Here is a 14449-nt window from a genome sequence, read left to right as displayed (position 1 = left end):
AGCCAGCGAAATTGTCGTGACACCACCCTAGGTCGTCTCGCCCGGGCCGTGGCCGGTTTCTGCTGTAATGGCAGGGTTGTGTTCCTCCGATCACCATGGGTGTGGCCCTCTACCTCGTGCTCGTCGTCGGCGGACTTGCCGCCGCTGCCGTCATCTCCGGCGTACTCCGCGGCATTCGCCTGATCTGATCTGAATGGATGGCCATCCACTGGCCTGACGCGTTCAGGTCACTGGCAGCAGCCGCCGGTGACCGTTGCGTGCCAGTTCCCATGCCCCCAGGGCCAGGCCGAGGCCTCCCAGGAGGGCAAAGGTGGCCCGAAGGCCGATGCTGAGGCTCAGGCTTGCCGCCAGTAGGCCGCTTAAGCCCCCGCCACCGAGAAAGGCGATCTGTCCCATGCCCGCCATCCGGCCCCGCAGGGCCACCGGGGCGGCCACCTGGGTAACCAGGTTGCTGCCGGCGAGCAACCCTGCGGTTCCTGCACCGATGAGCAGGGCCATGGCCAGGCTGAAGGCCTGGTTGAGCGCCAGGGCCATGCCCAACTGCGCCAGGGCCGTCAGCAGGGTGCAGACGCCCAGCAGCAGACCAGGTCTCAAGCTCAGCCAGGCGCTGTTCCGTTGCAGGATCACACCGCAGCTGATGCTGCCCACGGCGATCACGCTGGTGAAGATCCCCAGATCCTGGGGGCTGGAGCCCACCAGCTGGGACGCCATCAGCGGTGCCAATCCTGGGTGGAAGAAGCCCACCAGGCAGGCCACGCCCGTGAAGAACAGCACATGGCGCAGGCCGCCGCCGCACTCCCGCCAGGCACTGCCCAGGGAGCCACGGCTGCCGGCCCCGCTGCGCTGCTCCCGTTCCCGGTGCGGGTGGAGCAGCCAGATCACCGTGGCGATCGGCAGCAAGTAGCTGGCGGCGTCGATGGCCAGGGCCGAGGTGGGTCCGGTCAGGGCCAGCAGCCAGCCCCCCAGGGGTGGGCCCACGAGCTTCCCAACGTTGAAGACCACCGAAAAACTGGTGAGATACGGGGGCAGCTGGGCCGGTTCATCCACCAGCAGGGCGCAGTACTTGTTGCGCGCTGTGAGCTCAAAGGAGCTGGCCAGCCCGACGATGAAGGTGCTCAGCAGCAACAGCGCCACCTGGGCGCCACCCTGGAGCAGCGGAATGGCCACGGCCCCGAGGGCGGCACCGAAGCAGAGCCCCCACTGGGCGCGGATCAGGATCTTTTCGCAGCCAAGGCGGTCGGTCCAGACTCCGGCCAGTCCGCTCACCAGCAGGGTGGGCAGCGCCAGGGCGCCGAAGTGAAGCGCGAGCATCAGTGGGTTGTTGCTCCCGTGCATCAGGATCCAACCTTTGGCCGTGATCCCAGCGAAGGACCCCGCTGTGGAGAGCCCCGAAGCGATCAGGAACGTGGTGCGTTGATGGCGGACGATCAAGCTGAGCGGAGAGCTCAAGCCCCACCCCGGCGGGCGGCCAGCGCCCGATCCACCATCGCCGCGGCCCCCACCACCATGCCTTCGAGGTCATAGGGGCCTGAGCCCGTGATCCGTACCGGAACCATGGTGCCCGGGGCGGCGCAGAGGCCTCCTTCGCCGGGCCTCACCTGCACCTCTCCGTCCACATCGGGGGCGAAGCGGCCACAGCGGCCGAGCATCGCGCCGCTGATGGGGTTTTCCTGTTCGATCAGCACATCGACGATGCGGCCCACCCAGGCCGCGTTGCGCTCGGCGGAAATGGTTTGCTGCAGAGCCATCAGCCGGTCCTTTCGCGCTTGGGCTAGCTCAGGCGGCACCGGATGGGGCAGGTCGGCGGCGGCGGTGCCGTCTTCGGGGGAGAAGGTGAACACGCCGACGTGGTCGAAGCGTTGCTCGGCCACGAAGTCGAGCAGGTGCTCGAAGTGCTTCTCCGTTTCCCCCGGGAATCCGACGATGAAGGTGGTACGCAGCACGGCGTCGGGCAGTTGGTCGCGGATGCGCTGCAACAGGCCGCCGGTGACCCCCTCCTGCCAGGGGCGGTTCATCGCCCGCAGCACCTCAGGGTGGCTGTGCTGCAGGGGCAGATCCAGATAGGGCAGCACGTTGGGCACCTCCCGATAGGCCGCCAGCACCTCGGTGGTGAGACCCGTTGGGTAGGCGTAATGGACCCGGATCCAGGGGATCTCCACGGCGCCCAGGGCGCGCAGCAATTCCGCCAGCTGGGGTTTGCCGTAGAGGTCGAGGCCGTAGTTGGTGGTGATCTGGCTGATCAGGATCAGCTCTTTGACCCCCTGGGCCGCCAGTTGCCGGGCCTCGGCCACGATCGATTCGATCGGCCGTGAGCGCTGGTCGCCCCTGAGCTTGGGAATGATGCAGAAGGCGCAGCGGTAGTCACAGCCTTCGGCCACTTTCAGATAGGCCACCGCCTCGGAGGTGGTCCGATAGCGCGGCAGGTGCTCGTCGGCCACGAAGGTGGGCACGGGGCTCACTTGGTTGACGCGCTCCCCCGCCTCCACCCGCTCCAACACACTCACAATGTGCTGGTAATCGCCGGTGCCCACGATCGCCTTGGCCTCCGGCAGCGACTCCAGCAGTTCCTCCTGGAAGTGCTGGGCCAGGCAGCCCGCGATGATCAGTTCCTTGCCCTGTTCGGCCAGCTCCACCAGCGTGCGCACCGATTCCTCGCGGGCGTCCTGGATGAAGCTGCAGGTGTTGACCACCACCACGGAGGCGTCGCTCTCATCGGCGCTGACGCCGTAGCCGGCCTCCGCCAGCAGACCCAGCATGTGCTCGGTGTCCACCCGGTTCTTCTCGCAGCCCAGGTGGGCGAAGGCCACCGTTGGTTTGCTGGGAGCCGTGGGTTGGCTGGCGGCGACGGTCATGGCAGGGCGGGCTCATCGTTCACCCTATGGGACGAAAGGTGACGAATTACGTGATGGGGAGCCCCTGGCGTGAGCTGTTTTCCATGCCCTGCCCCCTGATCGGGGTGGTGCACCTGATGCCACTGCCAGGTTCACCGCGCTGGGCGGGGGATCTGGAGGCGGTGCAGGCGGCTGCCCTGGCCGATGCGTTGGCCTATTCCGATGGCGGGGCCGATGGGTTGATCGTCGAGAACTTCGGTGATGTGCCCTTCTTCGGCGAGCGGGTGCCTCCGGAAACGGTGGCTTCCATGGCCCGGATCGCCACCGCCGTGGTGGCAGCCACACCCTTGCCTGTGGGACTCAATGTGCTTCGCAACGACGCCTTGGCCGCCCTGGCGATCGCCCAGGCCAGCGGCGCTCGCTTCATCCGCGTCAACGTGCTCACCGGCGCCACGGTCACCGATCAGGGGCTGCTCCAGGGGCCTGCCGCCGAGCTGCTGCGCCGCCGCCGACTCCTGGGGGCCGAGGGGATTCGGATCCTGGCGGATGTGCTGGTCAAGCACGGAGCGCCCCTGGCCGCGCTCACCATCGAGGAGGCCGTGCGCGATGTCCTCAGCCGCGGCGGCGCCGATGGGGTGATCGTTTCAGGCAGCGGCACGGGTCAACCCACCGCCTTGGGTGACCTGCGCCGGGCTCGAGCGGCTGCGGCCGGGGCCCCGGTGCTCATCGGCAGCGGCGCCTCGGCCGAAACCATGGCTTCCCTGGCGGCCGCCTGCGATGGCGTCATCGCAGGCACCGCCCTCAAGCAAGCCGGCCTGGTCCAACGCCCGGTTGATCCCCGCAGGGTGGAGGCACTTCGGCTCCTGCTGCCACAATCGAGCTAGCGAAGTCGCACCCTTTGAGCACCCAACGACTGAACTCCCGCCTGGGCAGCCGCCGCCGCGGCGGCGGTGAGCCCGGCCGCCGCTGGGTGCGGGTGGTGATCGCCGTGCTGGCCACCATCGGTGCCATCGATACCGGTGCGGTGACAGTCAAGAAATGGGGCGTCCTGGGAGCACTCACCTGCTCGAAGGACGCCCTGTTCGGTTGCAACGGGTGCGAGCAGGTGCTCTCCAGCGGTTGGGGCACGGTGGCGGGGCAGCCGCTTTCGCTGTTTGGCTTCCTGGCCTACGCCAGCGTGCTGCTGCTGGCGGTGTTGCCCCTCGTGCTCCGGGGGGAGGCCAAGGCCAAGCTCACCGACGCCAGCTGGTGGGGCCTGTTTTTGATCAGCACTGGCATGGCCGTGTTCAGCGCGGTGCTGATCGGTGTGATGCTTCTGGCGATCAAGAGCTGCTGCCCGTTCTGCATCCTCTCGGCGGTGCTGAGCCTCTCTCTCTTCGTCCTCAGCCTGTTCGGAGGAGAGTGGGAGGACCGGGGCCAGCTGCTGTTCCGCGGCATTTTGCTGGCGCTGGTGGTGGGCTTGATTTCCCTCGGTTGGGCGGCCTCAGTGAACCGTCCGGCGGCCCTGGCCACCAAGGGGGTGCCGATGGCGGTCGTCCGTGAGAGCACACCTCAGACCCTTGCTCTGGCCGAACATCTCACCGCTGAAGGCGCTGTGATGTACACCGCTTGGTGGTGCCCCCACTGCCATGAGCAGAAGGAGCTGTTCGGCAAGCAGGCCACCGCGAAGCTCAAGCTCATCGAGTGCGCCCCCGATGGTCAGAACAGCCAGCGGGCCCTGTGTGAGCAGAAGAAAATCGAGGGCTTCCCCAGCTGGGAGATCAAGGGCAGCCTCAGCTCGGGGGTCAAAACCCTCAAGGAACTGGCCAAGCTCAGTGAGTTCAAAGGCCCAGTGGCCCCTTGAACGGGACTCCCAGGGGACCCGTTCCGATGGGTTCGCCCCGACGCTGAAGGCTGTGGCGGGCCCAGAAGGGTTGGCTGGCCGCTGCATCCAGGCGAAAGTGGCCGCCTCGGCTCTCCTGACGGAAGGCGGCCGCCTCCATCAGCAGCCGCGCCAGCACCCGTTGTTGGCTCAGTTCGTGGCGCTCCAGCAGTCGCCGGGCGTCCCGGGGCTCCAGCTCCAGCTGCTCGCCTGGATCGGGGCCCAGGGCCCCGCCGCCAGGACCTTCTCCCCCGGGGCGGTTTCGTTCTCCGAGCCGCCGCAGGGCTTGGCGCAGCTGGGCCCCCTCCCGCTCCACCCCCGCCACCCGCCAGCACAGGCTGCGCAAGGTCTGGAGGTCGAGTCCTTCGGGTTCAGTCTCCTCTCGGTAGGGCCCTGCCACCTGGCGGTGGCAGGGTTCCTGGTCTGATCCAGAGGCCGGGGTGGCCACGTCGATGTGCCGCAGTTGCCGGGCGAACACCAGGCATTCCATCAGTGAGTTGCTGGCCAGGCGGTTGGCCCCGTGCACACCCGTGCAGGCCACTTCACCGACGGCATAGAGGCCCTTGAGGCTGGTGCTGGCGTTCAAATCGGTGCTCACCCCACCCATCCAGTAGTGGGCGGCGGGGGCCACGGGAATGGGCTCGCGCAAGGGCTCCAGGCCAAACTCCCGGCAGCGGCCCAGGATCGTGGGGAACTGGCGGAGCAACCGATCGTCTCCCACCGGGCGCAGGTCGAGCCAGACGTGCGCCAGGCGCTGCTCCTGCATGCAGCGCACCAGAGCACGGCTCACCTGATCCCGGGGGGCCAGATCCCCCCCCGCCAAGCGGCCCACGGGGCTGCGGCCTTGGCGGTCCAGCAGGCGTGCTCCTTCACCGCGCACCGCTTCCGAAATCAAGAAGTGGGGCGCCCCGGGGAGCATGAGGGCGGTGGGGTGGAACTGCACGAATTCCAGATCGCGCAGCACCGCCCCCGCTTGCCAGGCCATCACCACCCCGTCACCGGTGGCCTGGGGGGGGTTGGTGGTGTTGGCGAACAGATGGCCGCCCCCGCCGCTGGCGAGTACGACGGCGCCGGCCCGCAGCCAGCGCAACCGAGAGCCTTCGAGGATCTGCAGGCCGTGGCAGCGGCCTCCGTCCACCCAGAGCGCCAGCGCCGCGACGCCTTTGCGTTGCACCAGGCCTGGCCGGCTGATGACCTCCCGCTCCAGCGCGTCCACCAGGGCACCGCCGGTGCGGTCCTGGGCATGGAGCACACGCCGGTGGCTATGGGCGGCCTCCAAGGTGGTACTCAGGCCGGCGCCGTCCCGGTCGAAGTCCATGCCCAGCTGCAGCAAATGCTCCACGCAGGTCGGCGCTTCGTGCACCAGCAGGGCCACGGCGGCGGGGTCACAGAGGCCAGCACCGGCCCGCAGGGTGTCCTCGTAGTGGCTGGCGAAGCTGTCCTCGGGGCGTGTCACGGCTGCGATGCCCCCTTGGGCCCAGCGGCTGGCGGAGCGGGGTGCTGCGTCCTTGCTGAGAAGCAGCACGCTCAGGCCGGCCGGCAATTCCAGGCAAGCCATCAGCCCGGCAGCTCCGCCGCCAATCACCACCACGTCCCAGGTCGTTGCCAGCGGCGAGCTGGCCGCCAGATCAGCCACTGCTGTCAGCTCAGCCCTGGCTGATGGATCAGGCATGGTCGACACGCGACTGGGTTGCCACTAAAAAAGCCGCCGGGTGTAAGTCCCGACGGCTTAATGGGAAAGCCGAGCGCAACCCGGTCAGCGGTAGACACCGTCGTTGATCCGATCGAAACCCTCATTGAGGGCGATCGATGGAGGAGTAACGGTGAAGTTGGTCTTGTACTTTTCGAACAGCTCCTTCTGGCGCTCTGTGAGGTCCATCTGAAGCACGTCATCGACGTTGGTGTACGGACCACCCAGCACAATTTTGCCTGCCAGGGTTGGGTAGAGACCCGGGAACTGCTGGAAGGCGCGCACCGAGGAATTGTTGAGGTCGACCTTGTCACCGCGCTCGGCGCGCTTGTCGTCAGCAACGTTGCGCCGTTCAGCCGCCTGCGCGGCGGGCGGTAACAGAAGGCCCAGCAGCAGGCCGGCCATCACCGCGCCACTTATCAGCCACGACACCAGGCGTTTCATCGAAAAACTCCGATCCGAACAGGGAGCTCCGAGCAAGGAGCACAGTGGCTACATAGCAGCCATCGGGCCAACGCTACAGGCAGAGTGCATCAGGAACCGCCTCTGCGCGCAAGGCTTTTGCAGTTCTTCAATTCAGGCTCCGATCAGGCTTTCCCCGATCTGCCCCCGCAACGAAGACCCATGGGTGGGGGGCCCGTAGGAGGCGGCCCCTGCTCAGATCAGGCCGCTGAGCCGGGGTGCCAGCAGGGCCACCCCCAGGAACAAGCCATCCACCGCCATGGTCGTGGCCAGGGCGGCAGCAGCGACACGCCAGGCCTGATCGTGGTGCTGCCGCCAGCCCCAACGGCAGCAGGTCAGCAGGCCAGCGGCCACGCCAAGAACCAGCAGTAGGCAGGGCGGTTGAAGCACGGCCAGGGCGGCCTGATGGAGCAGCGGCGCCGCCTGATTGGCGGGGGCCTGCAGCACGGCAGGCCAGAGGCCCATGACGCCGCTGATCGCCATGACCCCATCGGTGCAGGCGGTGCCCAGCAACGAGGCGAGGTAGAAGCTGCCGGCCAGACGCCAGCGACCGGTCAGCCCGGTGAGCGCTAGGGGCAGGGCGAAGGCCTCGATCGGCAAGTGCCACAGGGGATGCTCGCGGCACCAGCCCCAGAAGAGGCAACCACCCAGCCAGCTGCCACTGAACCCCACCAGCAGCGGACCAACTGTTTTCCAGGCTCCACTTCCGTGACGCTCCAGGATCAGTCCGCCCAGCAGCAAGGGCAGGGTGAAGAGGGCGGCGCTGAAGGGCTGCAGGCGCACCCATGGGGCCTGGAGAAAGACCGGCAGAAGCACCAGCAGTGAGGCCAGCACGGGGAGGGAGGCGTGGGGCGCTGCCACGCCGAGGGTCACGATCCGCCAGGGATCTGAACCTTGTCTGTGGGGAGACAGGGCTGGGGGCCGCTGGCGGAAGGGGGGGCTGACCAGGGTCCCGTTCACCTGCTCCATGAAGAAAGGTATCCAACCTTAAGGGACTCCGGGACTGGCCCCGGCGCTCCTGTCGCCATAGGGTCAGTGAAGTCCGCCCTGCACCTCCCTGCCGATGCCCCCCTCAACGTCAGCGCCAGCGCTCGATGTGGTGACGGCCTGCTGGCACTACCTGGTGCTCGGTGTGGTGCAGGGGCTGACGGAGTTTCTGCCGATCAGCAGCACAGCTCACCTCAAGGTGCTTCCCGTGCTGCTGGGTTGGGGCGACCCCGGCGTAGCGGTCACCGCCGTGATTCAGCTGGGCAGCATCGTTGCGGTGATTGGCTATTTCAGAGCTGATCTGGCGGAGGTGCTGGCGGGGGTGGCGAAGGCCTTCCGGGAGAGCAACTGGGGATCAGATGAGGCGCGGCTGGGGACAGCGATCGCCATCGGCACCCTGCCGATCCTCGTGGCGGCGGCGGTGATCAAGTCGCTGGTGCCTGATTTCGACCATTCCCCCTTGCGCAGCATCAGCTCGATTGCCATCGCTTCGATCGTGATGGCCGTCCTGCTGGCCTTGGCCGAGCGCTTTGGTTCTCGGCTCAAGCGGATCTCTCAAGTGCGCGGCGGAGATGGCCTGCTTGTGGGTCTGGCCCAGGCCCTGGCTCTGATCCCAGGGGTCTCCCGCTCTGGCAGCACCCTGACCGCTTCCTTGTTCGATGGCTGGCGCCGGCAGGATGCCGCCCGTTTCTCGTTTCTGCTTGGCATCCCGGCGATCACCCTGGCGGGACTGGTGGAGCTCAAATCGGCCCTCAGCGAGCCGCTGGCCGGCGGGGTCGTGCCACTGTTGCTCGGCGTGGTGGCGGCCGCCCTGGTGTCCTGGTGGGCGATCGCCTGGTTGCTCCAGTACCTGCAGAAGCATTCCACCTGGATCTTCGTGGCGTATCGGCTGGTGTTCGGGGTGCTGCTGCTGGTTTGGACGAGTCAGGTCGCTGCGGCGCCAAACTGATTGGATCGCCTCCTTCCCTTCCCGTGTGGAATGAACCCTCCGCCGGGATTGCTCTGGCGGCCGGCCACCAGCAGCGACTCCCTGCCCCGGCCGTCGTGGCCTCTGTGGAGCCCGGCTCCATCGGTGAGGAGTTGGGGTTTCAGCCTGGCGACCGGCTGTTGAGCATCAACGGCATCCGCCCCAGGGACCTCATCGATTTCCAGGTGCTCAGTGCCGGTGAAGAGCTGACCTTGGAGGTCGAAGATCCCAGCGGCGAAAAGCATCGGCTGGAGATTGAGAAGGATTTGGACGATGGACTGGGCCTCGCCTTTACCGAAGCGCTCTTCGACGGCTTGCGTCAGTGCAACAACCACTGCGCCTTCTGTTTCATTGACCAGCAACCCCCGGGCCAGCGCGACAGCCTCTATCTCAAAGATGACGACTACCGGCTGAGCTTCCTCTACGGCTCGTACCTGACCCTTACGAACCTCAACGCCGCCGATTGGCAGCGGATCGAGGAGCAACGTCTTTCACCGTTGTATGTGTCGGTCCACGCCACGGATCCCGCCCTACGCCAGCGCCTGCTGGTCAACCCCCGAGCGGGCCTGTTGATGGACCAGCTGGCTTGGTTCGCAGAACGCCGGTTGCAAGTCCACGCCCAGGTGGTGGTCTGCCCAGGAGAGAACGACGGGGCGGCTTTGGAACGCACCCTGCGGGATCTGGCGCGTTTCGCCTCCGGTGATTGGCCGGCGGTGCTCTCGGCCGCGGTGGTTCCCGTCGGCCTGACCCGCTTCCGGCCCGTCGGTGATGGGCTGATTCCTGTGGATCGTTCCTGCGCCCGGCGGGTGATCGAGCAGGTGGAGGCCCTGCAGCGGGAGTTCGAACCCCGGCTCCACAGCCGTTTCGCCTGGCTTGCCGATGAGTGGTACCTCATTGGCGGCCATCCGTTGCCACCCCGGAGCAGTTACGAAGATTTGCCCCAACAGGAGAACGGCGTCGGCAGCATTCGGAGCTTCCTCGAGGCTCTTGATCAGGCCACGCTGACTCTGCCTGCTGCCCTGAGGCGGCCTCGGCGCCTGAGCTGGGTGGTGGGCCAGCTAGTGGCTGAGGCCCTGAAACCCGTGGTCGATCGGCTCAATCGGGTGGTCGGGCTGGAGCTTCGTCTCCATGGCCTTCCCAGTCCCTATTGGGGTCAGGAGCAAGTGGTGACAGGCCTTTTGACGGGTTCAGACCTGCTGACGGGGCTGACGGGGCAAGACCTGGGGGAAGGTCTGCTCGTGCCTTCGGTGATGCTGCGCCAAGGGCAACCGGTGTTCCTTGACGACGTCTCCCTCGCTGACGTTCAGGAGCGTCTTGCGGTACCCATCACCTTGCTGCAGGGGGCGGATGACCTCGTGGCTGCCTGCCTGGTGTGTTCGCAGCAAACTCCTTAAACTCAGTCAGATTATTTTTGAAGGTTCCTGGTGAGACGATCGCTGTTGGCAGTGACTGCCTTGACCGGTACCTGTCTCTCAAGCTTTCAGCCCCTTGTGGCCTGGGCTGCCCCGACCCACGCAACCCCTCAGGGGCCCTCCCTTTCCGGCAGCTTCCTGGCGCCCCCTCCGTCTGAGCCCATCGCAGAGCTCCCTTCAGCATCCGCAGGCCCTGTGCTCGCCCAGGCCGCCACTCCGGTTGCCGTGCCGGTGACCGTGCTGGATGGTCCGCCTCCGCTTTCGGACCCAACGCCCCAGGTGCTGCCCCTGGCCCCGAAGGTCAAAGGTCCGCGACCGAAGTCCAATCCGGACGTGCTGGCCCCAGCGGCCACCAAGCTCCTGCCTGGTCTCGAGCGCCTGGCAGCCCCCCCATCCCTGGCCTTGCCCACCAATCCCGATCAGGTGGTGATTCGCGCTCTCCGACCCCTGGGCCTGAGGGATGTGGAAAATCTGGTCGAGGTCAACAACCCCGACCTCAAGGCGGTCGCTTCGCAAGTTGATCAGGCCAAGTCCAATCTGCGAGCCCAGATTTCATCCTGGTATCCCAATATTCAGCTCACCGCCCAGAGCTTTCCACAGCTGTTCAATCAGGAGTCCTATACCAGCCGTCCTGACGGCGGCAGCTTCTTCGCCGACGGCTTGACCCAGACCAAGTCGATTGGCGCCGCGGGAAACGTTGCCGTCACCTGGGGGCTAATCAATCCCCAGCGGGTCCCCCAGATCGCCGCCGCCCGGGATCGCTACGAGAAGGCCAAGAACCAATACCTCATCTCCCTGCGGGAAACGCGGCTGCAGGCGGCGGAGCGTTACTTCGACCTCCAGCTCTCCGATGATCAGGTGCGCATTGGTCAGGAATCCGTCCGGGCGTCGCTGGTGAGCCTGCGCGATGCCCGGGCCCGCTTCCAGGCCGGCGTGGCCACCAAGCTGGAGGTGCTCGAAGCAGAAACCCAGCTGGCACGCGATCAACAGCTGCTCAACGGTGGCCTGGCGCAGCAAGCCATTGCTCGCAGGGCCTTGGCGACCGTGCTCAACCTTCCCCAGAACATCACCCCTACGGCCAAGGAGCCGCTGCGGGCCCTTGGCGTCTGGACGCCTTCCTTGCAGGAGAGCATCGTTGCGGCCTATGCCTTCCGCGAAGAACTCGACAATGCGTTGCTTGACATTTCGGTATCCAACAGTGACGCCAATGCCTCCAGGGCTCAGGTGGAACCCTTCCTGAACATCTTCAACACGTTCGGGTTGTCCCGCTCGCGTGGCGTTGTCGACAATTCCACGTTCGGCACCATCAATACCACGAACATGAATGGATATCAGTACCAGGTCAGCAACGCCGTCGGATTGAGTCTGAGTTGGAATCTCTTTGATGGTGGCCGAGCCAACGCCGAGGCTCGGCGGTTCAAGCAGCAGGCCGAGCAAAACACCTATCTCTTTGCTTCCCAGCGCGACTCCATCCGCTTGCAAGTGGAAGACAGCTTCTACAAGCTGCTTCAAAATAACCGCAACATCCAGACCACTTCCCGCCAGGTGATTTCTGCCCGTGAATCCCTTCGCCTCGCTCGTTTGCGTTTCCAGGCCGGTGTCACTACCCAGCGGGAAGTGGTCGACAACCAGCGCGACCTCACCCAGGCAGAGGTGGCCTATTCCTCTGCCCTGGCTGACTACAACAGGCAGCTGGCGGCGATCCGGCGCCGCACGGGCCTGGATCAGATCGTCAGCTGCCAGCCCCGCTCACTCCCGTCCACCAAGCCGGATAACGGCATCAATGTGCCCGTAGCCCCCGAGCCCCTCCTGCCCGCCTGTTTGGCGTCCTTCAAGTCGGGCGCCGGTGGCCCCTTGGCCCCTTAGGTGGCGCTCGAACGTCCTGACCAGTAGCCGTGGCTCCTTCCGCCCTGGCCGCTTTCTCTCCTCAACCCCCTGGCAGCCTGCGGTTGCATCAGGTCATTCGGCTTGGTCTGTTTCAAGCCTGCCTAGGCGCACTGGCGGTGATCTTTGCGGGTCTGCTGAACCGGATCATGATCACCGAACTGGGCCTGCCCGCCCTGCTCGTTGGAGGGGCCTTGGCGTTTGAGCAATTCATGGCCCCCAGCCGGGTGCTGTTTGGCCAGATGTCCGATGCCAGACCCCTGGGTGGGCGCCACCGCACCCCTTACATCTGGATCGGCACAGTGGTGTTCGCGGGCTTGGCTGTGCTCGCGGTGCCGATGATCTTTCAGGTGGCAGCGGCTTTTGACGGAGGCACTGGAGCAGACAAACTTGCTGGAGCTGGTGGGCTGTGTCTGCTCTTCGCCACCTATGGAATTGGCATCTCTTTGGCCACCACGCCCTATCTCGCCTTGGTGATCGATCGCACGAGCGAGCTCGATCGCCCCCGGGCGGTGAGTGTGATCTGGTCGATGCTCACCGTCGGCATCGTGGTGGGAGCCATCAGCATCAGTTTGAGCCTCAAGGGTCTTGACGGCGTCACGGATCCTGGAGTGTTGCAACCGGTGCTGCTTTCATTTATGGCTAAGGCGGCACTGATCGTCGTCGTCCTCACCGTTGTGGCCACTTGGGGCCTGGAACCTCCCCGTTGGAGATCACCCCTGAGCCGTTTCACGGAACGCGACGACGCTGTCACCCTGGCCCAGGCCTGGCGTTTGGTCAGAGCCAGTCGCCAGGTGCTGATCTTTTTCCTTTTTCTTGTCCTGTTCACCCTGGGGCTGTTCTTGCAGGACCCGATCCTCGAGAGCTATGGCGCGGAGGTTTTCGCTCTTCCCATTGCTGCCACCGCTTCGCTCAATGCCCTCTGGGGTGTTGGCACCCTGGTGGGCCTCCTATTGGCTGGTCTGGTGATCGCCCCGCGGCTGGGGAAATTCGGCACAGCTCGCCTGGGTTGTCGGTTGATCATCGCGACGTTGCTTCTGTTGGTGGTCGCGGGCAGCCTGGCCAGCGTTCCACTGTTGCGAGTGGTGATGGTGTTTTTTGGCCTCGCTGCTGGCATCGGCACCAATGGCGCCCTCTGCCTGATGCTTGATCTCACCCTCCCCGAGGTGGCGGGCACCTTCGTTGGCGTCTGGGGTCTGGCCCAGGCGCTGTCGCGGGCCGTTGGCAAGGTGGCCGGGGGTGCTCTGCTGGATTTCGGCCGCTGGGTTCTCCCCGGTCATGGCCCCTATGGTCCCTATGCCTTGGTGTTGCTGGTGGAGGTGCTGGTGGCCTTTGGTGCTTTGCTTCTGTTGGAACGCGTCAACCTGCAACAATTCCGCCAGGACACCGGCCGGAGCCTCTCCAACGTTCTCTCCCTTGAACTCGGATGACCAGTGCCCTTGCTGCCTATCCCCCTGAGTTGGCCCGGCTGGAGGTGCTTGTTGACGAGGTTGCTGACCGCCAACGCAAGGATTTCGGTCACATGGCCTCCGAAGCCAAGGCAGATGGAAGCCTCATCACAGCTTGCGATCGTTGGAGCGATGAAACCCTCGTGCGTGGTCTGGGCGAGGCCTTCCCTGGGGAGGGGGTGCTGAGCGAGGAGGGGGATCAGCACGTGCCCAACAGTTCGGCCTACTGGGTGGTTGATCCCCTCGATGGCACCACGAACTTTGCTGCGGGCATCCCTTACTGGGCAATTTCGATCGCTCGCTTTGAGGGTGGATTGCCCGTATGGGCCCTGCTGGATGTGCCCCCCTTGCGCCAACGGATCATTGCCGTGCGAGGCCAGGGGGCTTGGCGAAATGGCAAGCGCCTGCAACCTCCATCGCTGCACCCCGACGTGGCGGGCTGCGCGTCGCTGTGCAGTCGCTCGATTGGCGTGCTCCAGAAACTTCCGGATCGTCGCTTCCCTGGCAAGATCCGTCTGTTGGGGGTGGCCAGCTTGAACCTGGTCAGCGTCGCCATGGGCCAGACCACCGCCGCCCTAGAGGCCACCCCGAAGATTTGGGACCTCGCGGCAGCTTGGCTGGTGCTCACAGAGCTGGATTGCCCGATCCGCTGGCTGTTGATCGATCCCCAGGACCAGGCACCCGGGGCCAACCTGGCCCACACCGACTACCCGGTGCTGGCGGCGCGCAGTGCCTCCACGCTTGAGACCTTTCTTCCGTGGGCCCATGCCCTTGTTTCTTCCTGAGCTGGTGTGTTAGTGTTTTGGACTGCGCCCCACCGAGAGGGGGAGCGCAGAGCTGAAGCGAAAACAGAGGGAGGCGCAAGCCGAGCGATGTTGTAGGTTTAGCGAGCGGCCGGGAGGCCGCC

General features: G+C 65.8%; 13 protein-coding genes. 8 read left to right on the top strand and 5 right to left on the bottom strand.

Annotated elements, in window-relative coordinates; translation table 11 throughout:
* Positions 1-95 precede the first annotated feature (95 nt).
* Positions 96-188: a cytochrome B6 gene (locus tag KBY88_RS14905; RefSeq protein WP_254940731.1), complete on the top strand. Its 93-nt coding sequence runs from the start codon at positions 96-98 to the stop codon at positions 186-188.
* Positions 189-222: 34 nt separating this feature from the next.
* On the opposite strand, the gene KBY88_RS14900 is transcribed toward KBY88_RS14905, so the two are convergent.
* On the bottom strand, positions 223-1449 hold the full coding sequence (locus KBY88_RS14900) for an MFS transporter (protein WP_396103282.1): 1227 nt from the start codon (positions 1447-1449) through the stop codon (positions 223-225).
* On the bottom strand, positions 1446-2852 hold the full coding sequence (rimO, locus tag KBY88_RS14895) for a 30S ribosomal protein S12 methylthiotransferase RimO (RefSeq protein ID WP_254940730.1): 1407 nt from the start codon (positions 2850-2852) through the stop codon (positions 1446-1448). Before rimO ends, KBY88_RS14900 begins: the two co-directional genes overlap by 4 nt.
* 83 nt (positions 2853-2935) lie before the next feature.
* Here rimO and KBY88_RS14890 point away from each other — a divergent pair, with 83 nt between their 5' ends.
* Together KBY88_RS14890 and KBY88_RS14885 are read left to right on the top strand one after the other, a co-directional pair.
* Positions 2936-3715 carry a BtpA/SgcQ family protein gene (locus KBY88_RS14890; RefSeq protein ID WP_254940729.1) on the top strand — a complete coding sequence of 260 codons (780 nt, stop codon included), beginning with the start codon at positions 2936-2938 and terminating at the stop codon, positions 3713-3715.
* Between the two features lie 14 nt (positions 3716-3729).
* Complete coding sequence (locus KBY88_RS14885) at positions 3730-4674, top strand: vitamin K epoxide reductase family protein (protein ID WP_254940728.1); 945 nt, start codon at positions 3730-3732, stop codon at positions 4672-4674.
* Here the strand turns inward: KBY88_RS14885 and nadB are convergent.
* From nadB to KBY88_RS14870, 3 genes are all read right to left on the bottom strand, one after another.
* Positions 4652-6250, bottom strand: a complete 1599-nt coding sequence (gene nadB / locus KBY88_RS14880) for an L-aspartate oxidase (protein ID WP_396103298.1) — start codon at positions 6248-6250, stop codon at positions 4652-4654. The two genes, KBY88_RS14885 and nadB, sit on opposite strands and share 23 nt — an antisense overlap.
* A 198-nt stretch (positions 6251-6448) precedes the next feature.
* Complete coding sequence (psbU, locus tag KBY88_RS14875) at positions 6449-6826, bottom strand: photosystem II complex extrinsic protein PsbU (RefSeq protein WP_254940726.1); 378 nt, start codon at positions 6824-6826, stop codon at positions 6449-6451.
* Between the two features lie 213 nt (positions 6827-7039).
* Complete coding sequence (locus KBY88_RS14870) at positions 7040-7804, bottom strand: DUF3120 domain-containing protein (protein WP_315858145.1); 765 nt, start codon at positions 7802-7804, stop codon at positions 7040-7042.
* Positions 7805-7907: 103 nt separating this feature from the next.
* Here KBY88_RS14870 and KBY88_RS14865 point away from each other — a divergent pair, with 103 nt between their 5' ends.
* The 5 genes from KBY88_RS14865 to KBY88_RS14845 all read left to right on the top strand — a co-directional run bounded on the left by KBY88_RS14865 (position 7908) and on the right by KBY88_RS14845 (position 14327).
* Complete coding sequence (locus KBY88_RS14865; RefSeq protein ID WP_254940725.1) at positions 7908-8780, top strand: undecaprenyl-diphosphate phosphatase; 873 nt, start codon at positions 7908-7910, stop codon at positions 8778-8780.
* A gap of 23 nt (positions 8781-8803) precedes the next feature.
* On the top strand, positions 8804-10192 hold the full coding sequence (locus tag KBY88_RS14860) for a TIGR03279 family radical SAM protein (protein ID WP_254940724.1): 1389 nt from the start codon (positions 8804-8806) through the stop codon (positions 10190-10192).
* Positions 10193-10405: 213 nt separating this feature from the next.
* On the top strand, positions 10406-12076 hold the full coding sequence (locus KBY88_RS14855) for a TolC family protein (RefSeq protein ID WP_315858144.1): 1671 nt from the start codon (positions 10406-10408) through the stop codon (positions 12074-12076).
* 29 nt (positions 12077-12105) lie between these two features.
* Positions 12106-13524, top strand: coding sequence for a BCD family MFS transporter (locus KBY88_RS14850; protein WP_315858143.1), 1419 nt, complete (start codon positions 12106-12108; stop codon positions 13522-13524).
* Positions 13521-14327 carry an inositol monophosphatase family protein gene (locus KBY88_RS14845; protein WP_254940723.1) on the top strand — a complete coding sequence of 269 codons (807 nt, stop codon included), beginning with the start codon at positions 13521-13523 and terminating at the stop codon, positions 14325-14327. Before KBY88_RS14850 ends, KBY88_RS14845 begins: the two co-directional genes overlap by 4 nt.
* Positions 14328-14449 lie beyond the last annotated feature (122 nt).

Source organism: Cyanobium sp. Morenito 9A2 (assembly GCF_024345575.1).
In the GTDB taxonomy this organism is placed as follows: Bacteria; Cyanobacteriota; Cyanobacteriia; order PCC-6307; family Cyanobiaceae; genus ATX-6F1.
Note: the sequence above shows the minus strand (reverse complement) of the source record. Positions and strands in the feature narration are given on the sequence as shown.